Here is a 24,185-nt window from a genome sequence, read left to right as displayed (position 1 = left end):
TAAGAAACCCGGTTTCTCAAAGAAACCGGGTTTCTCGGTATTTCTCAAAGAAACCCGGTTTCTCGGTCACAGGGGGTTTCTCTCCTGGAAGTTAAGAAACCCGGTTTCTCAAAGAAACCGGGTTTCTCGGTATTTCTCAAAGAAACCGGGTTTCTCGGTCACAGGGTCGCTACCCAATTAATAATTATTAATTATTAATTATTAATTATTAATTATTAATTAATGGCAATAGTAGCCATTTTGATCCGGTCTTTGCTGTTGCTGACCAATGCGAGTCGCACCTATCAGCGTCGAAATGATGATACATCGCTTTTGACCTGGAACTTCAGGATGATGGATAGCAATGCGTCCCTTCGCAGCTAGAGAAGTTTGCGTGCAGAAATTAGACGGGTTATAGACCGGACAGCCTTGGTAGTTGAATAAAACTCGGTACACCGTCCCCGCGTTTCGGACTTGGTTGGTGTCGGGGTCTACTCTTCGCAGGGTAGTTTCATATTTATTCCTGGTGTTCCTTTCCCGGTTGTCAATTTCTATCCCCGGTTCTAGGTTAGTCCATGAACCTTCTGGGAGTTGACCAGGGGGAGTCTTCGCGGGATGGACTGCTACCTGTACTCGTCCCCCATATTCCCTGATACTCGCTTGCCATGATGTACTAGATAGTATAGCCTCACTTTTGGCTGAGTGGATAGCCCAGTTGAGTCGCCGGATAGAGGTTTGCAGTTTCTGGTTATTCGCGAAACCTAGCCAAGTCGGAACCGCTATCCCACCTAGTATTGATATAATCACCATCACCCCTAAGACTTCTAACAAAGAAAACCCAGATTCTGTAGGGGATTTTCGCGATTTCGCACCCGGAGAGTCACTGCTAACTGGTTTTTCAGCCACTAAATTAATAGCCTGTTTCTGAACCAGAAGCAAGTGCTTAATTAATGTATTTTCCATTATTTAACCTGGGTCACAAGGATAGATGTCGTGTAGGTCAGCTAACCGCAGCATACACAACTAACCTCACTCGTAAAAGGCCTCGTTACGGGTGATATCTTTGGTGGTTTATTCTAAACTATGTTTTCCGAAATTGGGGGTAAAGTTTTGTAAAATATTCAGTAGATAATTAATTTTTTGTGTTACAATTGGCTAGTTAGAACTACTCATCAGGGCAATCATCTCCTTGGAGTTTCTGCGTGGATAGTAGTCTAGTTCTGACAGCCACGCAATGTGTCACGCTATTATCAGCCGAAGATACAACTACCCAAAAAGAAAAAGGGTCACCCTCTTTTATAGTATTTAATACAACTCCTAGATGGTCAAACTCTAGTTCTTCTCGGCTATCCCCTTGTGGTGGAATAGCTCGCAGTGTAATTTGTCCCTCGTTAATCTCGCCATTGACATCGAGAGTTTGCCAATCCGGTAGTTTATCATCTTTAGTAGTGGTCAAATAAATTCGATATGCGGGTATACCTCGATGCTCACCAAATTGGATAAAGTGACTTAAACTGGTTAATTGCGCTCGGCTTTGAGCCTCTTGTATGGCGTTAAAAACCCGGTCATTAACCGTGCGAACCTTTTGTCTATTGGCAAACATCAGCCATGTCGGAGCGGCGATCGCACCCACAATGCCAACCATTAAAACTACCACCAAAATCTCAATGATGGTGAAGCCGGACTGGTTTTTGGTGCGCCTGGGATTGACCGATTTTGGGTTAATTAAAATACTCATTTTATAGGTTCCTTTTATTATAAATTCCCTGATTTTATCGGTTAATTTAAAAGACCTAAGCCTTTAACCAAAAAGTTCGTCTCTGGAAAAAGCGATCGCTGATTCGGGTTGAATTCTGTAGCATTCGGATCAATGCGAATTGCCGCATTCATTCTCAGGTTAACTAAAGCTGTTGTCCTATCCCAGTCTACACATACAAAAAAGCCACTACCCTTATTTCCAGATAGTAGGTTAGCTTCAGTTGCATTATCTAAGTTAAGAGCTGTTCTACAGTGATCATCGGCTAGACCTGCGACGACACCTGGATATATGTAATCAATCAGAACTTCTCGTGGTCGTGGTCGTCCTGATTCATCTACAATAGGGCCGCTGGCTTCCCATGTATTCATTTCTGTACGGTCAGGAGGTGGATCAAAACCTGGGTCTGGTTCATGTCCAGCAATATAACATGGTGTTTCTCTGCAGTTTGGGCTTTGATTGAATCTATCTACAACACCACCGTTGATTTGTAAGCGAGAAATACGCGCCTGATCAGACCAAGGACTATTAGGCTCTCTTTCTGTTTGTAAATAGTAAGCAACTAAAGAGAAAACTTGGGCATCATCGCAACGGTTATTATCGCAATCACGGTCTCGATCGTTAGGGGGGGGAACAGCATTGGGGATAAACTCCTGTCTCCAGAACACCAATACCACATTCTGGGAATCAGGAAGTTGGCTCCTAATCGCATTAACCCCTTGACCGTCGTAGATATAGATAGCTTGGGAGAGGTCGCGGCGAATGAAATCTGCTGCCGTCTGTAACTCCTGTTCCGATCTGGCTCTGATTTCTTCCCGGGTATCGGTTTGTAAAACATCCACCACAAAGAATAAGATGGGCGTGATGATCATACTAGCCACAACCGCCGAAACCAATAACTCAATCATCGTGAAGCCTAAGTCATTCCTCTGGGTGGTTTTTGACCTAGGTTTCAATACACAAATTAACCAAAACCGAACTAGGGACAGCATAACTACCTCTCTACCAGGATAATCTTACTTTTGCACTCCATGGGAACCATCACCAAACCTAATCTTCACGACATTCTGCTAAACGTCTCTGTAAACTACTAAAGACATTATTGCTACTGGGGCTAATCTCCGTTCGCACCTCCACTAGGGGGTCTCTGGGGTCGGCTAAACCTACCCTGGAACTCGCTACATGACCAGACCCCCTCGGTCCTTCCGATTGGGCAAATGCGTCAGCACGATACACCCTGACAATCAACTTATAACCATCCTCTAATAGGTTGTCGTTGCTACACTCATTTATGCCAATTCCCTGAACCATCATATCCGTGGTGCTATTACATCCCCCACTTCCGTCATTATCCACACAGAACAAGTGGTCTGGACTGGTTGGTCCAGCGTCCGGGTCACTGGGATTTAAATCCACCAAGTCTTCATTGGTTGGGTCAGCACGGACAGCACTGATATAACTGTTAGCGGCTCTGCTGGCTAGTTCTATGCGCCTAGCCTGTACCCGTGTGGCGAAGGCAAAACCCAACACGGGAGAAATGCCCACCATCAGGATGCTGACCACCACCATAGCCATGATGGACTCAAGCAGGGTGTAGCCAGATTCGCTACACCGGGAGAACTTGGGGGATAGTTTGGGGTTGAACATGGTTCCGCTCAGAATGCAACATGATTAAATAGGGTGGTCAGTTATGGGCTACTCGGTTGGACTAGGTTCGACCGAAGAACCTATCAGGGTCTAAAGGACATTCAGCAGGGCGCAACCCATCAGGGAGAAAGTTTGGGCCGTTCTCCCCTTCTCTGCCACACAACAGGGTATGAACCCAGGGGTCATCCCGACTCACTTCTCGGAAGTATTTATCTGTAGGCTCGGTGCTGGGAGTCACTAGGCGAGAGTCGAACAGGTCAGGTAGGAAAATCATCCGACCCACATCATAACCATAGTTCCGGTTAGGGGCTCCGTAGAAGGTAGTTTGACCATTATCATTAGCGCTCCGGTAGGGACGGTTACCGCTTGTTAAGGGTGGTCCGAACTTGGTCAAGTGGGCACTATCCTGATTCAAAACTGACATCATTGGTCCGGTGGCGTATGCACTATGTTTGAACTGTATAAAAGAGCCACTGATATTGACCGTTCTGCCCGGCCACATTTCCAGGAAACGGGTAAAGTTATGCAAACCGCCATTGAGTTCAGTTTCATTACCATTGGTTTGCCTGATTGGAGAATCACCACTGGCAATAATCAGGTTAAAAGTAGTATTTGAGCGAGGCGTTTGTAGCCATCGTTCGCCGCTCGCGGAATCTACTGTATTAAGTTGCACCACAGGTTCCCACATGGGCTGCGCATAAAGTACATCATCAGGACTTTCATTATTAGGTTCCCAACGAACCTTCGGCACATCACCGTCCATTTGAAAGCGCAGTGCATCGGCTTTTTTTGTGGTCACCCTGGGTACCATAGTTCTATTTTCACAGTTTCTATCATATTCACCTTCACTCTCGCCTTCTGTGATCAAGGATATTTTTCCATCACTATCCAGACAAATTTCAGCATTCTGTAAGGGTGAATAGTCGTATTTGCCATTAACAACACCCAAGGGGATAGGATGACCTTCTTTATCTAGCACAAGTTTGTGTGTCCTATCACGAAGAAAAGCAATACGACGGGGATAGATGCGTTCCCATGATGGCAGTATTCTTTGTACAGTTGTTCCTACAGTGGGGGTGTCGTCGTTATTACTGTATATAAAGTTCTCGCCAATTTTATCTGATGCATATTCAGGAGTAGCCGGATTTTGACGACTGACTACCCAATCCTCTGGATTACACATGGAAACTAGAGGTTTACGGCACATCTCCATCACATATTCAATGCCCTCAGTTCCTCTGCGAGTTTGAACAGGAGTGACAAAGTTGGTTAGATAGGAACTTCTTTCTTGGGAAGCACCATCCATCCACATTCCTACCCTGTTGGGGATCCAAATGCTGGCACTGGTGACAAAGTTGTTGTCATAGAAGCCATTAAGCCTACGCACTGCCTCCAGAGTCAGGTCATTTGGTCCCACGTCCTCATCATCCTGATCACCATCTCCATCTAGATCAAAATCGAAGTGAGACTCATCAAATTGGGTAACACCTTGGCGGAAATCATAGCCATCTTGTAATTTGACTGGCTGTAAGTTTCTGCGATTTCTATAATCCAAACTAAGAACCATGTTATTGCGGAGGTTGTAGTCGCCTTCGTTACGAAATCCCTCCCTAAAGGCATCAGAAAGTAGAGTTACCGCATCAGACAGAACCGTGGCGGGTCGCCATTGGTCTTGAGGAGGGCAGGCAAAATTTGGATCCGGGGTGCTACGCTCGTAGAAGTTACTCCAATTGGCGTTTAAGGTTTCGGTAAACTCCTGCAAGGGAGTCCCGCCAGGGGTTTGGTGCAGGTTAAAATTACCTTTCACATACACAGGCAAATTACTAACCAGGATTAACCCTCTTTCTCGACGGTTTCCTTGTGGGCGGTCTAACCTTTGACCATTAATCAACATGATGCCGTTGGGGCGGCGGGTTTCGTCCACAACAAAGTCCACCGGACTGGTTATGCGATCGCCAGTGCTATCATCTCTCAGGGCATCATCACGGGTGGCGTAGATAATGCCACTGTTGGGCAATAAAAACTCATCGGTATCGATCGCTTTTTGGCGTAACTTGTCTAAGTCAATCACCGTGGTGCGAATTTCCAGAGGTTGGCGGTCTTCTATGGCGCGATCATAAGTGCCTTTACCATCAGCAAAGAAACCGTCACCATCCTCCAGGGATTTCACCTGGCGACCATCCAGTAAAGTTCTTTCATAAATCGTACCATGGTCAATAATATCTGGTCTGGGAGTCCCTGCCTCACCCGTCATAATCTTAATCGCACATACAGCGGCATCAATAGCCGACTGATCCGCTAGAGTGCGGTCTCCAGGAGATTTCTCTATGGCTACACGCAGGGGTTCGTTCACCCAACGCCCATCAGGGAATCTTAGACTAGCTTGATATTGCAGCTTCTGTTCCAGAGTAGCCGCCGTCGGAGTATCCTCACCCCCAGTACCCCCAGATTGTACATCATAGGGATTATGAGGGGTTGCGCTTGGGGTTAATCGACCGATATCCTCAATTTGAGCGGCATAGACTATGCCGTTCTCAGATTGACCTTGGGCACTACTATCCCAAGGCAAGCCACTTTTATTTTTACCAGTGTTGTCGGTAGAGCTTCTGTAGAAAGTGGGGTCGTAGTAACTACTGATACAGGCTATAGGCTCTTGGCGATCGCCCCGCTCTTCCCAAGGAGTTTTTGTATAGTGATACACCACAGTAGCCCGCATTTTCAGGTGTCCCTTTTGATAGCCTTTATCAGGGTCATCAAAAGGGTCATCCCATCCCATCGGCATGGTATCCGGCCAAACCACATCCCTACCACCCTTGGGCGGAGGCAAAAACGATCCCTCGTCCCAGTAAATTCCCGCGCCAGTAACTACCCGCAGTCCTCCCACCAGTTCTTTATTTTCCTCCCCAGGTTCTAATTCATGTGGTTCTTTCCATTCCTCCGCTGCTGCCCTTTCCCAAAAACCGTTGCGACCCGTATCCCCCAGGTCTGGCATATCAAACATTCGAGTCTGGCGGAAGCGAACTGATTCACCAGAAGGAGCTTCATCCCACTCCTTACCCTCGATAAATTGTGCTGTGGCCTCTCCGTGAAACTTATTGTCACCGATTCTGTTACTGTCATACCATCTAGCAGGTAAACCATTGCCCACCAAAATGCGATCGCCAACCCTTGTTTCTCGTTGATTCTCTCTCACTATATCCGGGTGAGTAGCAGGTATATTTAATTTGTTGCCACTACCATTCAGAGCTAACCCGTTCAGAGGGACGGTGGGGATGGATTGAGTAGCATCCCCCCCTCTAATATTGTAGGGATAAATCCATCTATCTACCGGTCGCAGGTCATTGCCGGAACCTTCAGTCCGCCGATCATAAGTTTGATTGCATCCTTGGGGGTGTTCCCAGTCGGGGGCGGTGTAATCTTCTTCTTCCACATTAGGAACCCGACGGGTTCTAGCCCGGAAGTAGTTTTCTAGGGCTATAAGCCTATCTGTTCCCCCCTCCACGGCTTCCTTAACTTCATCAGGGTCAGTATCAGCGGATTTACATTTCTGCTCGAACACTAAGCCACTGATTCTCTCCGCATACTCCAATTGGTTAGTAACCATCTGATTTGGAAAAGCATTCACCGGTTTATTCTCTCTTGTAAAATGCACCTCATCATGTCCACCAGGTCTGAATAGATGGACTGTGGCTCGGCCACGAGAATCCTGATTTAATGACGCTTGTCCGAAGCCAACATTTCCCCCCACTACTATCTTGCCTAATTCCATTTTATAAGATTCAGATGCGGGGCTACTCACCTGATAATAGTTAATCCTTGCATTGTTGGTATTAACATGAACCAGGTTGCCATTGACCATAATCCGGCCATTCAACCTGAGTTCTTGACCAGGGGTAATGTCCAAATCTCCCTCGTAGACCACAGCATTAACAGTTATAGGCTCAGCTCGTCTATCTTCCTGCATTTCCACCGCCGCAAAACCCCTACCACTGACGGGTATACTCGCAGAATAGATAAAAAACGGTTTTTCTAGCAAACCCCCACGGGCTTGATACCAATCTGTACCAGCCACAGATAAACCGGTACTACTGTCATCCTGACAGTAGTTGGGGGAGGCTGAACCTAACTTAGAACCTAGCTTAGGCAGAGGCAATCCCCTGGCTTCTACGGGAGTTCTAGTTTTGGGAAGACCATCGTTATCGTTTTCGGGGCTCCTCAGAAAAATTCCATAAATGTTGTATCTATCTGGGTCGCCGTCACCATTCAAATCTTCCTTAAATCCCCAGGCAGTATCTATATCTCTTCCGTCAAACTCTAGGGTCAGTCGTTCTTCACGATCAAAGCGACCTTCAACACCAAAGTTATACCGTTCTTCCCTCAACTCCCTGATTAAGTCATGTTCAGCAGGGGCTGCCCGTCCTATGCTTTCAAATGCCTGATCCAGTTTGGCGCTCGCCCGTTCCAGGGCAGGTGTCGCCGCTAACAGCACTTCCTGGCTAACCCGCACATTTTGCGCGAACTGCGCCCGGTCTAAGGCTCGGAATGCGATCGCCACCGTTAACAGTACCACCACTAACATCACCATGGTTACTGTCGGCAACACAAAACCCTCTACTCGCTGGCGATCGCCCCTATTCATATTCAACCAATTTCCCAGGAGCGATCGCTTTAAGCCCCCGATAGCCCGGTTACCAAACTTCCGGATCTCTCCTAACCATAATCGAATAGGTAACTTAGGTTTTCTGTGATTATGCTGATTGTGCATAAGACGACTTCCTGACCTTAGAGTTTAACTGAATACACCGGCTGATAAATAATACGGCGAGATAAATATAAATACACTCATAGCTGTGGTATTATTACCCACAACTAGGCGACTAAGTACCCCGGTTATCCCCGCAAAGGGCAACTAGGGTACAGCTTTTTCTATGATCACAAATCGACTGAGTTAATGGTGAGTTAGCGATCGCCTTTCTCCTGTGCGATCGATCACATTCACAAACTCGGTTCGAGGGTTATAGGCTTATGGAGCATTAGTCCTCACCTACATATTAGCATTCCCAACTCAACCTAAAAAACGATCACCTTTTTCTTTTCTCCACCTACCTCTAATGTTAACTTTTGTAACTAAATGTTAACTTTTGTTGCGAAAAAAATTTTTTCTGGGGGGGTTGCTTGCTTTTTCCGCCACCCCCTGCTATACTTTTAGATAATGGGAATAGTAACAATTTTAGAATTTAGGCACAGATTTATATTATGTAACTGTTCATATATTATCACAAATTCCCAGAGCTTGTCAACCCCCTACCTATGAGAGTTAAAAAGTGGATAGACTGCTAATTGTATCCCAATTCATCGATCGCATGAATAATTATTTAGGGCGGGTGGTTTCCTGGTTAGCCCTAGTCATGATCGGAGTAGGAACCTGGAATGTAATTGGTAGGTATGTGGGTAGGGCGATCGGGCAAAATTTAAGTTCTAATGCACTCTTAGAAACCCAGTGGTATATTTTTGATATCATCTTTTTATTAGGTGCAGCCTATACCCTCAAACATCATGATCATGTAAGGGTTGATGTCATTCAAAGTCGGTTAAATGTTAAGCAAAAAGCCCTAGTTGACTTATTGGGAACCGCCTTATTTTTAATTCCCTTTTCCGTGATGATTATTTTCTACTCCTGGGGGGCTGTCTCCAACTCCTGGCTAATTCGGGAAGTCTCCCCCGACCCCGGCGGCTTACCCCGCTACCCAATTAAGGCGTTAATTATAGTTAGTTTTGTGTTATTAATTATTCAGGGCATCTCGGAAATTATCAAAAACTTGGCAATTATCCGAAATAATTAATAATTAATAATTAATAATTAATAATTAATAATTGGGTTCTACCCTAGAAACCCGGTTTCTTTGAGTCTGGGGTTAGAAACCCGGTTTCTTTGAGAAACCCGGTTTCTTGAAGTCTGGGGGAGAAACCGGGCTATAATTGGTAATTGATAATATTGGGATGGGGAAATATGAGCGATCGCACTATCACCCTGAAAGTTAACGGAGAGGAGCAAACTTGCGCCCCAGATACTAGCCTACCTAAATTTTTGGAAGATTTGGGGTTAAATCCCCGTTTGGTGGCGGTGGAGTATAATGGGGAAATTCTCCACCGACAGTTTTGGGAAACTACGACTATGGAAATGGGTGATATCCTGGAAATTGTCACCATTGTGGGTGGTGGCTAAACAGGGAGATCTTCACGGGGATTAAAAGTTTCGATTTCTCGGAGTTTTTCGTATAATTCCCTCTCCTGGGTGGTGATCTGTTTGGGGGCGACAATTTGAATTTCCACTAACTGATCACCGCGATCGCCATTTTCGTTAGGATAGCCTTTATTAGCTAGTCTCAGACATTGACCCGACACTACCCCCGCTGGGAGTTTAATTTTAACCCAACCGTCAAGAGTGGGAACCTCTATTTCTCCCCCTAGGGTGGCTTCGCTGGGAGTTACTGGAACCTCACAGATAATATTAGACTCTTCCAACCTGAAAAAGTCGTGAGGTTTTACCGTAATTTTCAGGTATAAATCCCCCCCTTGAATGCCCAAATTTTTGAGGCGAATACGTTGACCGGTAAACATTCCCGGCGGCATATTCACCTCAAGCGATCGCCCATCTTCTAGGCGGATACGTTCTGCTCCTCCAGTATAAGCCTTTTCCAGAGGTAAAGTCAAGCGCGCCTCAATATCCCGTCGATTTTCCCGAACCGGAACCCGGTGGATTACCCTAGTATTAGGGGATTTATAGGGGTCAGAAGAAGTGACGCGGGGTGTATCATTAGTAACGGTCCGCACTTCCCGCCGCCGTCCGATAAGTTGATCAATAAAACTATTAAAATCGGCATATTCCCCAAAATCGACCTCCGGTGTTTGAGTTTGGGTGCGACCATTAGCCACCCGACTTCCCCAGGTCTTAAAGCCGCTGACGGGGGATTTTTTGGCACTAGAAAAACCCTTTTGTTTCCAAAATTTGCTGTACTCATCATACTGCGATCGCTTTTCCGGGTCCGACAGAATATGATAAGCCTCACCAATATCCTTAAACTTCTCTTCTGCTTCCTTATCCCCCGGATTTAGGTCGGGATGATATTGTCTAGCCAAACGGCGATAGACCTTTTTTATCTCATCAGTAGAAGCATCTCTGGAAACCCCTAAAATCTGATAATAATTCCGAAAATTTTGCATAATTTAATCACAATATAAACTCATCAGTCACAGAATCCCAGAAAAGGGAGGAGGGAACCCCACCCCACAGCCTCCCCTGATTACTTACAGCCAGTCGTCATCATCATCATCCCAATTATTACTTTGGGGATAATATCTTTGACCAGGGCGACCAGTTCCGGTTCCCATGTTATTATCGTAACGGGGATAGCCGCGGCCAGCAGCGGGAGGCATATCATAGGGGTCACGGATACGGCGATCGCCACCGCCAAAAGTGCGACGAATCGATCCAAACAGATCATCATCATCATCTTGGGTAGCAAACACAGACACCTCGCGACTCAAATCATATAGCGCATCTTGCAGATCCGCCCCAATTTGATCAATACCGCGATCGTCATTTCTTTCCAGACTATCCCGCAGCGCCCTAATTAAAGTCTCAATACGACCCCGTTGACGTTGAGCAAACTGCATCCCATAATCTAGGGCAATCTCCCTTAACTGTCTTTCGGCTTGATAAGTCAAAGCCTGGGCGCGATTGCGTTTTTCCACCCTTTCCCGCAGTAGACGGTCTTGGTCTGCAAACTCTTCGGCTTCCCGAATCATCTGATTAACTTCCCCCTGAGACAGAGTAGAAGCACCCTGAATAGTAATGCTTTGTTCGCGACCAGTGGTTTTATCCAAAGCCGTCACCAGGAGGATACCATTAGCATCAACATCAAAAGCCACCTGTATTTGAGGGATACCCCTAGGGGCGGGTGGAATACCGGTCAGCTTAAACCGTCCCAAAGACTTATTATCCTTGGCTAACTCCCTTTCCCCCTGGAGGATATGAATTTCCACCAGAGTTTGATTATTCTCAGAGGTCGAGAAAATATCCGATCGCCTCACCGGGATAGTAGTATTGCGGGGTATGAGTTTTTTCATCACCCCCCCAATAGTTTCCAATCCCACCGATAGGGGTGTAACATCCAATAGCAGGATATCGCGCACTTCACCCCCCAAAATACCCGCTTGAATAGCAGCCCCCACGGCGACCACCTCATCAGGATTAACCCCCTGATTTGGTTCACGGTCAATCAGACTACGCACCAACTGCTGTACAATAGGCATCCGGCTGGCCCCTCCCACCAATACCACCTCATCGATTTGGGTAGGTGAAATTTGGGCATCCACCAAAGCCTGTTTGACCGGGCGGCGTAACCTTTGAATCAGATCAGCACATAATCCCTCAAACTCTCCCCGAGAAAGTCGAGTTTCTAGGTGTTTCGGTCCGTCTGCGTCCGCCGCAATAAACGGTAAATTGATATCAGTTACCCCCACCCCAGATAGTTCTATTTTAGCCTTCTCCGCTGCTTCTGTGAGGCGCTGAAGGGCTTGGCGATCGCGTCTGAGATCCATTCCCTGTTCTTCCAGAAACTTCTCAGCTAACCAATCGACAATTTTTTGGTCAAAATCATTCCCCCCCAGTTGGGTATCCCCGCTAGTGGATTTAACCTCAAATACCCCATCTCCTACTTCCAGGACCGACACATCAAAAGTTCCCCCCCCTAGGTCAAACACCAGAATAGTGCCAAAATCCTGCTTTTGCAGTCCATAGGCGAGGGAAGCCGCCGTCGGTTCATTGAGAATCCGTTTTACCTCTAATCCGGCAATTTTCCCAGCGTCGCGGGTCGCCTGTCTTTGAGAATCATTAAAATAGGCGGGTACAGTAATTACCGCCCCAGTCACCTCCTCCCCTAGATATCGGCTGGCTTCTTCTGCTAATTTCCGCAGTACCATGGAGGAAATCTCTTCCGGTGCGAAATCTCGCTTTAGTCGAGGACATTTGAGGCGGATATTACCATTTTCCTCTCGACGCATAGTATAGGGAACCCGTTTTGATGCCGGGGTTAGGTCTGCATATCTTGACCCAATCAGTCGCTTGACGTTATAAAAGGTATTCTGAGGATTCAAAACAGCCTGCCGCCTAGCCATTTGTCCGACAATCCTTTCCCCCTCTTTAGTAAAGCCAACGACAGAGGGTGTTGTCCGCATCCCCTCAGAATTGGCAATCACGACGGGTTTACCGCCCTCCATGACCGCTACAACAGAGTTAGTTGTTCCCAGGTCAATGCCGACTACTCTACCCATTCGTTGGTGTTCTCCTTGTCTTGTTGGTGTGGCTAGTAGATCTTTTCTAATTTTATCGCTTCCCATCGTCGTCGCCCCAAATGGGGGAGATTCTAATTTTATCGACAGAATGTTACGAGATGTAACCTATAATGAGAACGAAATACAAGCAAGTGATTGAAAGGGTTGTCAATGCGAGTTGCGATCGCGGGAGCGGGTTTGGCTGGCCTAAGTTGTGCCAAATACCTAACCGATATGGGTTATACCCCCATTGTCTTGGAAAGACGAGATGTTCTCGGTGGCAAAGTGGCCGCTTGGAAAGATGAGGACGGGGATTGGTACGAAACTGGACTACATATCTTTTTTGGAGCCTATCCTAATATGCTCCAATTGTTCAAAGAGTTGGACATTGAGGATCGGTTGCAGTGGAAAGAACACACCATGATCTTTAACCAACCAGATCAGCCCGGAACCTACTCTCGGTTCGATTTTCCCGATATTCCAGCCCCCGTTAATGGCATAGTCGCTATTCTTCGCAATAATGATATGCTCACCTGGCCGGAAAAAATTAGGTTTGGCTTGGGACTAATTCCCGCCATGATTCAAGGCCAAAATTATGTCGAACAGATGGATAAATATTCCTTCTCGGAATGGCTTAAACAACAAAATGTTCCCCCAAGGGTGGAAACAGAGGTGTTTATTGCTATGTCTAAGGCTCTCAATTTTATCGGGCCAGAAGAAATATCCTCCACTGTCATTCTAACCGCCCTTAACCGCTTCCTCCAAGAAAAAAATGGCTCGAAAATGGCTTTTCTTGATGGGTCGCCAACGGAAAGATTGTGTCAGCCTCTGGTAGACTATATTACGGAACGAGGCGGACAGGTGCGATTAAATGCTCCGATTCAGGAGTTTTTAGTGGATGAGTCCGGCTGTGTTGAGGGGTTCCTGATTCCGGGGCGAAATGGTGCGCCGGAAGAAGTGCTAACCGCTGATGTCTATGTCTCGGCTATGCCTGTTGACCCGCTCAAGTTGATGTTGCCTAAACCTTGGCAGGAGCTTGATTATTTTAAGCAACTTCAGGGATTGGAAGGGGTTCCCGTGATTAATGTTCATTTGTGGTTCGATCGCAAGTTGACTGATATTGATCACCTACTGTTTTCCCGATCACCTTTGCTCAGTGTCTATGCGGACATGAGCAATACCTGTAAGGAATATGCTAACCCCGATCGCTCAATGTTAGAGTTGGTTTTGGCTCCCGCTGCTGATTGGATTGGTAACTCAGATGCGGATATTGTGGCCGCTACTATGGCTGAACTGGAAAAGCTATTTCCTCAACATTTCCCATCACCTGCTAAGTTGCTCAAATATCATGTGGTGAAAACGCCGCGATCGGTTTATAAAGCTACTCCTGGCCGCCAGGCTTGCCGCCCAAGTCAAAAAACACCTATCCCTAATTTTTATCTGAGTGGGGATTACACCATGCAACGCTATCTCGCTAGTATGGAAGGTGCTGTGCTTTCTGGTAAGCTGACAGCACAGGCCATTCAACAAGACTTGAGGACTAGCCAAGTCCCCTAATCTCTTAAACGTCTCTAGGGTATTTCCCTAATGACGTTTTGCTAACTGCACAACCTATGGCTGATAGCTCAGGCTTGAAAAAAAACGAATGCTGCAACTCTCTAAATCCCCCTGCATGAGAACTCCGGCAACCCGGTCAGATTCCTATGAACTCTGTCGCCAAATTACCGCACAGTATGCTAAGACGTTTTACTTGGGTACTCAATTGATGCCACAAGCCAAGCGTCAGGCTATTTGGGCTATTTATGTTTGGTGTCGCCGCACCGATGAATTGGTAGATGGTCCGATGGCAAGTTCTACTACTCTGGAAACTCTCGACCGCTGGGAAGAACAACTAGAATTGATTTTCGCTGGACATCCTATTGATCCGGTTGATGTGGCTTTGGTTGATACCCTCGGTCGCTTTTCCCTCGATATTCAACCCTTCCGAGATATGATCGCCGGTCAACGTATGGACCTGTCCCGGAATCGCTACAACACCTTTGATGACTTGAATTTGTATTGCTATCGGGTGGCGGGGACGGTGGGGTTGATGTCTTTAGCGGTTATGGGTACCGCTCAACCTGATCTCAGTGTTCCCTGGAATCGTGACCAGTCTATTTATTATCCTAAAGAAGAGGCGATCGCTCTCGGTATTGCTAACCAGCTTACTAATATTCTCCGAGATGTGGGGGAAGATGCTCGACGGGGTAGGATTTATTTGCCTTTGGATGACCTGGCTCTGTTTAACTATACCGAAGCGGATTTATTTAATGGCATAGTAGATGAACGCTGGCGTGAGTTGATGCGCTTCCAAATACAGCGCGCTCGTAAGTTCTATACCCTCGCCGAAGAAGGTATCGCCGCCCTTCATCCTGATATCCGCTGGCCAGTTTGGACGGCCTTAATGCTCTATAGACAAATATTAGACGAAATTGAACGCAACGAATATGATGTCTTTAACCAACGTGCCTATGTCCCTACCTGGAAAAAAATGATGTGTCTCCCTGTGGCTCAGTTGAGGGCTAGGGTTCTTTGACCCCCCCCCTCCCCCTCCCCCCCCCGGCTCTCTCCCTCTGGGAAAGGGGGAGGGAGTTTAATTATCCATTGTCTATTGTCAATTTTCTATGATTGATTGAACCTAAAGAAAATAGGCAAATCACCAGGGACGACATTAAGGCGATCGTTACAATTAATGGTTCATTATCTTGAGCGATCGCGATCGCTATTAAAGCCCAAATTGTCACCAATAAATAGGCGGTTTCCTGGTGGCGAACCCTCATGATAATAGCAATAGTCGCAGCTACAATCATCATGATCGCCGTCCAGACTTGGGGAGGAATACCCCAGCCATTCCAGTTAATCGAAGTTAAGGCGATCGCTACATTTACTACCGTGGCTACACTAATCCAACTTAAATATACACTCAGCGGAATATTAATTAACCAAGATTCCCATTTGGGAACCCGCCGCCGACCTACATCTAATTTTACATAGGAATATATCAGCGATAATAAAATCGCTACCATGGCTAAAATTGACTGGGGAAATAACCCATATAAAAACAAGAATATCCAGATAATTTGTGCTATACTTGCGGAAACTAAACCGTAACCCATCTGGGCTAAACGGGGGTTATCTCGTTGGCTAGGGAGTAGCTGATAAATAGCCAACCCGAATAAACCTAAGTAGATTAACCCCCAAATAGAGAAGGCATAATTAGCCGGAATTATCTTGGTATTCACAAAAAAAGTATTGGAAATATCGCCGACAGTTAAACCATTAATCGGGGCAATATTAGTCCATATATTCACCCCAAAAGCCGCGATAATAGCCAGTAAAGTAGCCCAGCGCCGCCAGGTCTCACCCGCAGAAAATGCACCTTTTTTCATGTAATTAACCCTCAATATTTGCCCCCCAAATAGAGGGAGACGCGACCAGGCGATCGCATCTCCACATTAATTAAAGCCGATTGGGGAATTAGCCATCTAACTGTTGTTAGAAACAGAAGCTGGGCGGCGGCGTTTAACTAGCTTAGGTTTGTTGGAAACAGCATCGTCTTCATCGTCATAATCATCCCTTCCGATACTAGCCGGACGAGTTTGATCATAAGCAAGTTGCAAAGCTGCGGCTGCGATCGCATGGGGATCATATTCCTCGCTTAATTGAGAGACAATAGGCAAGAATGAAGCCATACGTTCCCCAGCCAAAGCATCCCGCACCCGGTCTTTGAGTCGGTCAATATAACGAGCCTCAATTTCCGCCCGTTTGGGGACTGACTGAATGCTTAAAGTTTGGCGCAGGTGACGTTCAATATTTCGCAACTTACGGCGATCGATAGACTGAATTAGAGTAATTGCCTTTCCTTCCCGACCGGCGCGACCTGTACGCCCAATGCGGTGAACATAACTCTCGACTTGATCAGGAAGATCATAGTTAATCACATGGGTAAGGTGATCCACATCCAGACCCCGGGCTGCGATATCAGTAGCCACAATCCAACGCACCTGACGGCGGCGCAGACGCATCAACAGTCGCTCCCGTTGAGACTGATTCAGATTACCATGATACTCATCAACACTATGACCTGCCGCCTGCAATTGATTAGTCAAATCAGCCGCAGATTGTTTGGTTCGCACAAAAATAATCGCCGATTCAGGATCTTCGAGTTCTAAAATCGGTTCCAGGGCGCGGGCTTTAGACCATCCACGAGGAACCATATAAACAGACTGTTCGATCCGTTTGGGGGTAGCCTTGGGAGTTTCCACCTTCACAGTCACAGGGGACTTGAGGTGTCGCCGCACCAACTTCGAGATGGAAGGGTCCATCGTTGCTGAGAAGAAAGCCGTCTGACGATGTTCAGAGTCGGCGGACTCTAAGATTTTTTCTACATCTTGGATAAAGCCCATACTCAGCATTTCGTCTGCTTCATCCAACACCAACCAACGCAGTAAATCTAGTTTCAGTTCACCTCGGTTGAGTAGGTCTAGGATACGCCCTGGGGTTCCCACTACAACCTGAACTCCCCGTCGCAGTCGCTGAATTTGTCGGTCAATGGACTGACCGCCATAAACTGTCAGCACATACAGGGCATTATCATCACTAAAATTGCGGATAGCTTCCTTGACCTGCATCGCCAGTTCCCGCGTGGGAGTCAAAACCAGGGCTTGAATACCAGCGGCATGAACGTCAATCTGTTCGAGAATGGGCAGCGAAAAGGCAGCAGTCTTACCAGTTCCTGTCTGTGCCATACCCACAACATCCCGACCGGATAGCATTTCGGGTATAGCTTGGACTTGAACCGGGGTGGGTTCTGTGAAACCCAGTGTTTCTAAATGGCGAGCGCGTTGTTCGGAAATACCTAAGCTTTCAAAGGATTGACTCATCAAATCTCCAATATGATTGTTTTTCGCCCGGTTCCTTTGGCTGCCCAACTCCAACACAGATATGTCTTGACTCTAATCACTAAAATGAGTTTTAGTCCGGCGTTAAGCCTTTTTATGGGCATCTAGGAACCATAGCATGTAGGTAAGGTCTCCTAATGTTCCCAAATTTACCCTGGTTAACAACCGAGAGGTTGTCCAGCAAATTTGATTTTTTGAGACCATCTGTTCTATAGCATAGCGCTTAACAAACAGAAACATAACCTTAAATTCCTTAAAATTTCTCTCCCGTGGCAATTCACCTGGATTGTGAATGGCTGTATCTGCTGCTGTATAGGGGTTTGGGCTGATTTGAACCAAAATATAATTTTTTCGGGGAAATTTCATAAAAGACTCTGGAGACTATAAACTAGGGACTGAGGACTGGGTGCTGGGGACTGGGTGCTGGGGACTGGGTGCTGGGGACTGGGTAACAGATTAGGAATTGGGGGATTTGCTGACTGGTTGTGATTCATTTTGTGCCTCTGGGTTAGCCCTAACGATCACTTCGATACTGTTGGCGTTGATTGGCTTGACCTTTGTGGTAATGTCAAACTTGGGTTTTGGTTGACCGTTGAGTTCCTTCGATTCAACCTTGGCGGGGATAACTGGCGATCGCCCCCTTTCTCTACTAGAAGACATAGTGCGATCGTCTATTGGCAACTTAGGTTTCATGCCTCTAGTTTGCTCCATACCCATATCATGAGGTGTACCCGCCTGGCGAGCCAGTCGCTTCAGAAACGCCTGCATTTTTTGGGCATCTAAATATTTACCCTGACCCCGAATACTAATAATGTAAGCAAAGCTATCTCCAATGGTGACAGCCCGTACAAGTTTGACCACTTCCAGAGCAAATTTAACTCGCACATCTTCCAGTTTATTGCTCACCGCTGTTTTTTCAGGATTCTGATTGATAATCGCCTTGATCGCCTCAACTACATTACTGATCAATGTCGGCGACAATTGCACCTCTTCCATCACTTCGGGATTATCTATATTTTTACCCTTTTTCTTTTTCGGCTTTTTCTTCGTCTTTTTATCGGTAATAATTACAGTCATTTTCAACTTAGTATTTTTCACCTTAGATTTAATTTTGACCTTTTTCTTCTTGTCTTTCTTCGCCTGAATTGTCGGAATTTTCGTGGGACTCATCTGAACCACCGGAATCACTTCTCGACTGTAGGTATCTGATGCAAAGAAACGGTGAATATCAGGCTTTTCTCCCGACTGTTGCACCACATGGGTCAGTTCATGGGCTAGGAGTTTTTGGCCCTCATAACTATGGGGAGCATAAGTATCTTGACGGAAGAAAATATTTCTTCCTGTGGTAAACGCTTTAGCATTCAAAGAACGACTCAGGCGATCGCTTTCCGTATCCCGGTGAATGCGAACTCGCCCCAAATTCAGCCCAAAAGCCGATTCCATCGGTTCCCGAACCCCAGTGGATAGAGGTTCTCCTTGGTTTTGCTGTTCTTCTAAAGCCCTTTCCATTCCCGGCGTTATTGTCTGATTTTCAACATTTCCTGATGCCTCTTTTTTCTGAACTTTACCATTCTTATTATTGGTATTTTTCGCAACACCAACAATCAGATATTTCCTCCCTTTTTTAGTCTTTTTATTCTTGGTCATTTTCAGGGATTTAAGTTTATATTTCTTCTTAAATTGTTTCAGCACCTTTTTAACCCGACGGGCTTTCGGGTTTTTCTTGATTTGCCTTGTTAATTTTTTCGCCACTTTCTTCAGGACTTGGGAAGGTTTCTTCTTTTTGCCCTTATTTTTTTTCCGTTTCTTCTTATCCTTTTTCTTAGCTTTGGACTTTTGGCGTTTATCCTTATTTTTTTTTCGTTTATTTTTATCCTTTTTCTTGGCTTTGGTTTTGCTTTTTTTAGTTTTCCGTTTTTTTGACTTATTTTTATTAGATTTTTTCTTTTTTTTGTTCTTTGATTTTTTCTTATTAGATACTTTATCCTCCAAAGCACCCATCATAAAAGATGTCGGATCCAGCAGACTCAAGACCGTGCCTACCGACGAAAAAACACCGCCGACCACCTTATCAACCGGAGATTTTAATTTAGTAATCACTTTCTGGATCTTCTTAGGAATACCTCCTAAACCCAAAACACTAGCTAACAGCCCCAAAACCAAGGGCAGAATGTCCGCCAATGCCGCTTCAACCGCCCGAGAAATTTGGCTCACAATTTGAGATATAATTGCATCCATCACCTCACCCAGTGCTTCTAAGACATTCCTGATCATCTGCATATTATTTATAAAAAATATCAGCAGATTAACAATGGCTTTAGCAATTTTAATCACTCCAGAAGCAGGGTTAGTCAAACTCAAAACCCATTGAATCCCCGCTATCACAATTTGAGGAATCACCACCTGAAACATGATGCCATTCATAAACAGCTCTTTCATCGTGGATAAACCGGATTTAATGAAGTCCCACAACACCATCACCCCTTTACTGGGGAACTCCACGATCGCCTTAAAAAAGCTCAACGCCAAAGGCGGTAAATCCTCCGGTATCGATGCCAAATACTCTTTTAACGCCCCCGGACCCTTTTCAATCAGAGTCGTTAAAATATCGCTCGCCCAATCTGGTAACTCCCCAGATGCCAGTTCCAAAATATAATCTTTACTCAAGCCCAAAACTTGCAGGATAATATCCAGAATTCCCCGCAAATCAAACTTATCGGGAAACTTGATCGGCATATCCATTCCCAATAGCCAATCAAAGAAAGCATTTTTCAGGTGAGTTACAATATTTTTACCAAAGTTTTTAAATCCATCACCCACCCCACTAAATAAAGCATCCATAATGCCACTGGGGTCGTCAACCAGCGCATCCAAAAAATCCCCCGCTCGATTTCCCACCCCCGGAATCATCTTAATGACTGGCTCCACAATTCGCAAAACCTGCCGCAGAATCCACGCCGCCAGCTTCACAATAAAAGCTAGGGCTTTAGAAATCAAACTTTTATTTTTGTCTTTTAACTCTTTAATACGTTTATCAATTTCCTGAATACTCGCTTCATATTTCTTAGTTAAATCATCAACCAGTTGATTTTGTCGATCACTAATACTGCTTTCCAAACTATCAAATTGTGCCTGCACATTCTCCGCCGCTTCCGTGCCAACTGCTTTCAAACTGTCCGGCAAATTAGCCACATAATCATTGACGCGATCGCGTCCTTCTTGCACCGCATTTTTCGCATTCGTCAATTCTTCTTCAACAATATCCGCAATCCGATATATCCCCGCTTTCTGTTCCTCAATAAATACTTCCCGAGCCACTGCATAAATATTATTCACTTCGCCCGGGAGTCCCGTAAAAATTTTATTGATCGCCCACAGCGGGCTATTAAAAAATCTTTTCAGATAAAAGCGAACTCTCACATAAGCCCAACCCGTTTTAATCTCTATCCAAGGTAACCACAGCGGGTTTCTCTTATAATAATAATCATGTTTCCACTGGGCAAATAATTCTTGTTGTTTCGCTTCAAATGCTGCCCTAGCTTTCTTATTGGTGGCTTCAAATTCAGCATTAACCCTAGCATCCATCCGTTCCAGAATGCCATTAACATTCACTTGAGTTGTGTCGTAAATTGCCTGAATTTCTTGGGTAACTCTCGCCCGTTCCTTTTCGTCCTTATGTTGGGATTCAGCTTGGGTATTAGCGACATTAATAAATTCCTGCGATCGGCTATCAAACATTTGTTCTTGAGAGTCAAGAACCGACCCCGCCTGCACATCAAGAGTTTCTTCCTGAATCCCCTCTTCTTTTTCTCTAAATTTTTTCCCCGTTTCCTCAACATTTTCTTCGGCTTTTTCCACCGCACCCGAAACATTTATTCCCGATTCCGATTCATACAATTCCACCCGATTTTTATCAAGAAGTACCTGCCCTTCTTGAGTCGGTTTTTCCGCCGTAAATCCTTCTTCTTTCCGTTGAATTATCCGTGGGGATTGCACCATCCCCGTATTCACCGGAACCCCCTCAGTTTCCCCTTCTATCTCCTCCTCTTCTGGCGATTCAGTTGCCCCCTCTGGCATCTTCATCACCACTTCCGCCATGCGATCGGCTTCCTGTTCGTATTGATCACCCGCTGCGCCAACAATTAACTTCTTCTGTAGCTTCTCGGGAATTAATTCACTTAACGCCTGCTGAGTTTCCTCCAAAGGCTTTTCAACATCTTCTTCTGACTGAGATTTCGGAACAGTCGCCTCCGCATCTATCGCTTCTGGAATCGGCGCTTCTCCGGTTTCTTCCATTGGATCTGGCGTGGGAATTGAAATCTTAGGTTCCTCCAGTTCCGGTGCTGGCTCCCGTGTCGCTGACTCTTCCAGTTCACCCCCTGAGTCGTCCTTACTGTGTTCAATCTCTTCTAGGATATCTTCCGTAGCTTCAGATGCACCTTTTCCCCCTTCCACATCTTTCTGGCTTTCCGGCTTATTTTGCTCTAAAATAGCCAGAAGATTACTGATAAATTCTTCTTTATTAAACGCTTGTACTTCTTTATGGGAAGCCTCTTCCGACTGCGAGGCTTCGGCTTCTCGCATTTGCTGCTCAGTATCTACCGAGGCATCTTGTGCCTCTCTCGCTTTATCCTGGGCTGGTTTGTGGCGACTCTGTTCCGCTGCTAGATGTTCCGTTTGTGTCACTGCCGCTTGAAATGCCGGATCAGCATTAGGCGATCGCGGCGCAGGTTTACCACTCAAATCTGGCGCTTTCACAACACCAGGATCCCGTAATCCTTCCTGAGTTCCCAACGTTTCTAAAAAGCCATCTTCCGGACTATTTTCTTTCTGTTGTTTTTCCGCTTCTCCCTCAGCTTTCTCTTCCGCTTCTCCCTCCGCTTGAGCAGCTTCAGCATCCCCTTGTGCTTTGATTTTTTTCGCCTCTTCTAAATCTTTATTTTGAGTCGCTTCTTCTTTATTTTCTTCTTGACCCGCTTTTTGCTGTTCTGATTCAGTCGTTTTATCCGACTCTTTTTCTAAATTTTCTCCTTGACTTTTCGCTGCTTCTTCATCCTCAGCGTCCAGCAGTTGTTTGGTTTTATCTGCTTGTTTTTCCGTGTTTTGCTGGGTCTTGTGAGCTTCCGAAAAATCTCCGCCCTCTTTTTTCTTACTGTCTATTTCCTTTGCCCATTTGTCACTGACACCTTTTTTGTCTTTTTCTAATTTCTCCTTTTCCTTTTTGCCTTTATCATCTTGCTCCTCATCTTGACTCTCATCTTTCTCCTCATTTTTACCTTCATCTTTACTTTCATCTTGATTCTCGTCTTTACCCTCATTTTTTTCTGGGGAATTTTCTTTTTTCTTCTGTTGAACTATCGTCTGATTATTCACATCTTCATCTGGTGAATAATTATTATTTCGAGATGAATTTTTAGGCTTTTTATTAATTTTTTTAAGAGGTTTTTTGCTCTGGTTTTGCTCTTGATTTTCTTCCGGTTTTTTGTCGGCATTTTCTGCCTCTACATCCTCACTTTTTTCTGCTTTCTCTTTCTCTTTCTCCGCTTCGTATTTTTTTTGTTCTTCTTCTCGTTCTTTCTTGATTTTTTGCTCCAGCTTGGATTTTACACCCATCCCAAAAAAATCGGGTTTCCGCTGAAGTTTTGGTGTTTTTTCCCGAAGTTCTTGCCTCGATTTAGACTTCGCTTTCGGCTTAGTTTGTTGTATAGTATGAGTCAGTTCATGGGCTAATAATTTTTTCCCACTCTCCGAGTCCGGCTGATACTCCCCTGTATTGAAATAAATATCTTGACCGTGAGTAAATGCTTTAGCTTCCAGGTTTTGATTCATCTCGGCCGCTTCCCCATCAGTATGAATTCGCACTTCTGAGAAATCCTGACCAAACCGCGATTCCATAAACTCTTGCGTTTCCTCTGGTAGAGGATTGCCGCTTCCTTTTTTGGATTTTAGCTTATTTTCAATATCTTGACTCGCTGCAAATGCACCCGGCACACCGCGTTTGTTCTTCGGTTTGAATCGACGATTATTTTTAGTCTTTTTAGATTTTAGCGTAATATTAACATTTTGTTCATCCTCACTTTCTTCCGTAGAATGAAGAAGGCTATAGGGAACAGCCGCACGCCGACGGGGACGGTGGCTATTGATGCGTTGAATAGTCGGAGAAACTACCGATTTTGTCTCCTCTTCCTCCCGTTGAATCGGTGGGGATATAGCAGGTAAATTCATCGACATTACCAGATCAGCCATGTGATCTGCTTCTCGTTCGTATTTGTCTCCAGGAGCGCCAACTATCAGTTGAGGTTGAAAAGATAACCCCCCAGAATTGGCAGAAAAGGCTTTTAAATTAATACTAACATTCTCTTCATCCGAACGCTGAATTGGAGAACTACCCAGAGAGGATATTGTCGACGATAGCGGTTTTAAATTAATACTAACATTCTCTTCATCCGAACGCTGAATTGGAGAACTACCTAGAGAGGATATTGTCGACGATAGCGGTTTTAAATTAATACTAACATTCTCTTCAT

Annotated in this window: 14 protein-coding genes; 4 read left to right on the top strand and 10 right to left on the bottom strand. The window is 45.5% G+C overall.

What is annotated here, in order from left to right; translation table 11 throughout:
• Nucleotides 1-219: 219 nt before the first annotated feature.
• From P5683_RS03140 to hpsA, 5 genes are all read right to left on the bottom strand, one after another.
• A complete protein-coding gene (locus P5683_RS03140) occupies nt 220-942 on the bottom strand; it encodes a Tfp pilus assembly protein FimT/FimU (protein WP_046319601.1) in 723 nt (240 codons plus the stop codon).
• Between the two features lie 202 nt (nt 943-1,144).
• Nucleotides 1,145-1,717 carry a type II secretion system protein gene (locus tag P5683_RS03135; protein WP_315638995.1) on the bottom strand — a complete coding sequence of 191 codons (573 nt, stop codon included), beginning with the start codon at nt 1,715-1,717 and terminating at the stop codon, nt 1,145-1,147.
• 41 nt (nt 1,718-1,758) lie between these two features.
• Nucleotides 1,759-2,727: a hormogonium polysaccharide secretion pseudopilin HpsC gene (gene hpsC / locus P5683_RS03130; RefSeq protein ID WP_315638997.1), complete on the bottom strand. Its 969-nt coding sequence runs from the start codon at nt 2,725-2,727 to the stop codon at nt 1,759-1,761.
• Between the two features lie 58 nt (nt 2,728-2,785).
• The gene (locus P5683_RS03125; RefSeq protein WP_315638998.1) at nt 2,786-3,382 is read right to left on the bottom strand and encodes a prepilin-type N-terminal cleavage/methylation domain-containing protein; all 597 of its coding nucleotides are present in this window, start codon (nt 3,380-3,382) and stop codon (nt 2,786-2,788) included.
• Nucleotides 3,383-3,443: 61 nt separating this feature from the next.
• Entirely contained in the window at nt 3,444-8,147 is a 4,704-nt protein-coding gene (gene hpsA / locus P5683_RS03120; protein ID WP_315644830.1) for a hormogonium polysaccharide biosynthesis protein HpsA, read from the bottom strand.
• Between the two features lie 559 nt (nt 8,148-8,706).
• Between hpsA and P5683_RS03115 the strand changes: the two genes are divergently transcribed.
• Complete coding sequence (locus P5683_RS03115; protein WP_006625409.1) at nt 8,707-9,225, top strand: TRAP transporter small permease subunit; 519 nt, start codon at nt 8,707-8,709, stop codon at nt 9,223-9,225.
• A gap of 167 nt (nt 9,226-9,392) precedes the next feature.
• Nucleotides 9,393-9,608: a sulfur carrier protein ThiS gene (thiS, locus tag P5683_RS03110; protein ID WP_008051014.1), complete on the top strand. Its 216-nt coding sequence runs from the start codon at nt 9,393-9,395 to the stop codon at nt 9,606-9,608.
• Here thiS and P5683_RS03105 read toward each other — a convergent pair.
• Both P5683_RS03105 and dnaK read right to left on the bottom strand, forming a co-directional pair.
• Nucleotides 9,605-10,606 carry a DnaJ C-terminal domain-containing protein gene (locus P5683_RS03105; RefSeq protein ID WP_046319590.1) on the bottom strand — a complete coding sequence of 334 codons (1,002 nt, stop codon included), beginning with the start codon at nt 10,604-10,606 and terminating at the stop codon, nt 9,605-9,607. The genes thiS and P5683_RS03105 overlap by 4 nt on opposite strands.
• Nucleotides 10,607-10,690: 84 nt before the next feature.
• Nucleotides 10,691-12,718: a molecular chaperone DnaK gene (gene dnaK / locus P5683_RS03100; RefSeq protein ID WP_193521278.1), complete on the bottom strand. Its 2,028-nt coding sequence runs from the start codon at nt 12,716-12,718 to the stop codon at nt 10,691-10,693.
• 171 nt (nt 12,719-12,889) lie between these two features.
• Here dnaK and pds point away from each other — a divergent pair, with 171 nt between their 5' ends.
• Nucleotides 12,890-14,275 (top strand): 15-cis-phytoene desaturase, encoded by a 1,386-nt coding sequence (pds, locus tag P5683_RS03095; protein ID WP_006625402.1) that lies wholly within the window; start codon nt 12,890-12,892, stop codon nt 14,273-14,275.
• An 88-nt stretch (nt 14,276-14,363) separates the two neighbouring features.
• Nucleotides 14,364-15,293 (top strand): 15-cis-phytoene synthase CrtB, encoded by a 930-nt coding sequence (gene crtB / locus P5683_RS03090; RefSeq protein ID WP_006625401.1) that lies wholly within the window; start codon nt 14,364-14,366, stop codon nt 15,291-15,293.
• A gap of 61 nt (nt 15,294-15,354) precedes the next feature.
• On the opposite strand, the gene P5683_RS03085 is transcribed toward crtB, so the two are convergent.
• From P5683_RS03085 to P5683_RS03075, 3 genes are all read right to left on the bottom strand, one after another.
• Nucleotides 15,355-16,146 (bottom strand): hypothetical protein, encoded by a 792-nt coding sequence (locus P5683_RS03085; protein ID WP_006625399.1) that lies wholly within the window; start codon nt 16,144-16,146, stop codon nt 15,355-15,357.
• A 96-nt stretch (nt 16,147-16,242) separates the two neighbouring features.
• Entirely contained in the window at nt 16,243-17,640 is a 1,398-nt protein-coding gene (locus P5683_RS03080) for a DEAD/DEAH box helicase (RefSeq protein WP_006670629.1), read from the bottom strand.
• Nucleotides 17,641-18,114: 474 nt separating this feature from the next.
• Nucleotides 18,115-24,185: DUF4157 domain-containing protein (locus P5683_RS03075; protein WP_396442931.1), on the bottom strand; the 6,071-nt coding region annotated here is incomplete at its 5' end.

The organism is Limnospira sp. PMC 1279.21, from assembly GCF_032349615.1.
Taxonomy (GTDB): Bacteria; Cyanobacteriota; Cyanobacteriia; order Cyanobacteriales; family Microcoleaceae; genus Limnospira; species Limnospira fusiformis.
Note: the sequence above shows the minus strand (reverse complement) of the source record. Positions and strands in the feature narration are given on the sequence as shown.

Bases quoted from the DNA above. Each gene is read 5' to 3' on its own strand.
- P5683_RS03140 (WP_046319601.1), bottom strand. From the start codon at position 942: ATGGAAAATACATTAATTAAGCACTTGCTTCTGGTTCAGAAACAGGCT.
- hpsA (WP_315644830.1), bottom strand. From the start codon at position 8,147: ATGCACAATCAGCATAATCACAGAAAACCTAAGTTACCTATTCGATTA.
- P5683_RS03135 (WP_315638995.1), bottom strand. From the start codon at position 1,717: ATGAGTATTTTAATTAACCCAAAATCGGTCAATCCCAGGCGCACCAAA.
- P5683_RS03085 (WP_006625399.1), bottom strand. From the start codon at position 16,146: ATGAAAAAAGGTGCATTTTCTGCGGGTGAGACCTGGCGGCGCTGGGCT.
- hpsC (WP_315638997.1), bottom strand. From the start codon at position 2,727: ATGCTGTCCCTAGTTCGGTTTTGGTTAATTTGTGTATTGAAACCTAGG.
- P5683_RS03125 (WP_315638998.1), bottom strand. From the start codon at position 3,382: ATGTTCAACCCCAAACTATCCCCCAAGTTCTCCCGGTGTAGCGAATCT.
- P5683_RS03105 (WP_046319590.1), bottom strand. From the start codon at position 10,606: ATGCAAAATTTTCGGAATTATTATCAGATTTTAGGGGTTTCCAGAGAT.
- thiS (WP_008051014.1), top strand. From the start codon at position 9,393: ATGAGCGATCGCACTATCACCCTGAAAGTTAACGGAGAGGAGCAAACT.
- crtB (WP_006625401.1), top strand. From the start codon at position 14,364: ATGCTGCAACTCTCTAAATCCCCCTGCATGAGAACTCCGGCAACCCGG.
- P5683_RS03080 (WP_006670629.1), bottom strand. From the start codon at position 17,640: ATGAGTCAATCCTTTGAAAGCTTAGGTATTTCCGAACAACGCGCTCGC.
- dnaK (WP_193521278.1), bottom strand. From the start codon at position 12,718: ATGGGTAGAGTAGTCGGCATTGACCTGGGAACAACTAACTCTGTTGTA.
- pds (WP_006625402.1), top strand. From the start codon at position 12,890: ATGCGAGTTGCGATCGCGGGAGCGGGTTTGGCTGGCCTAAGTTGTGCC.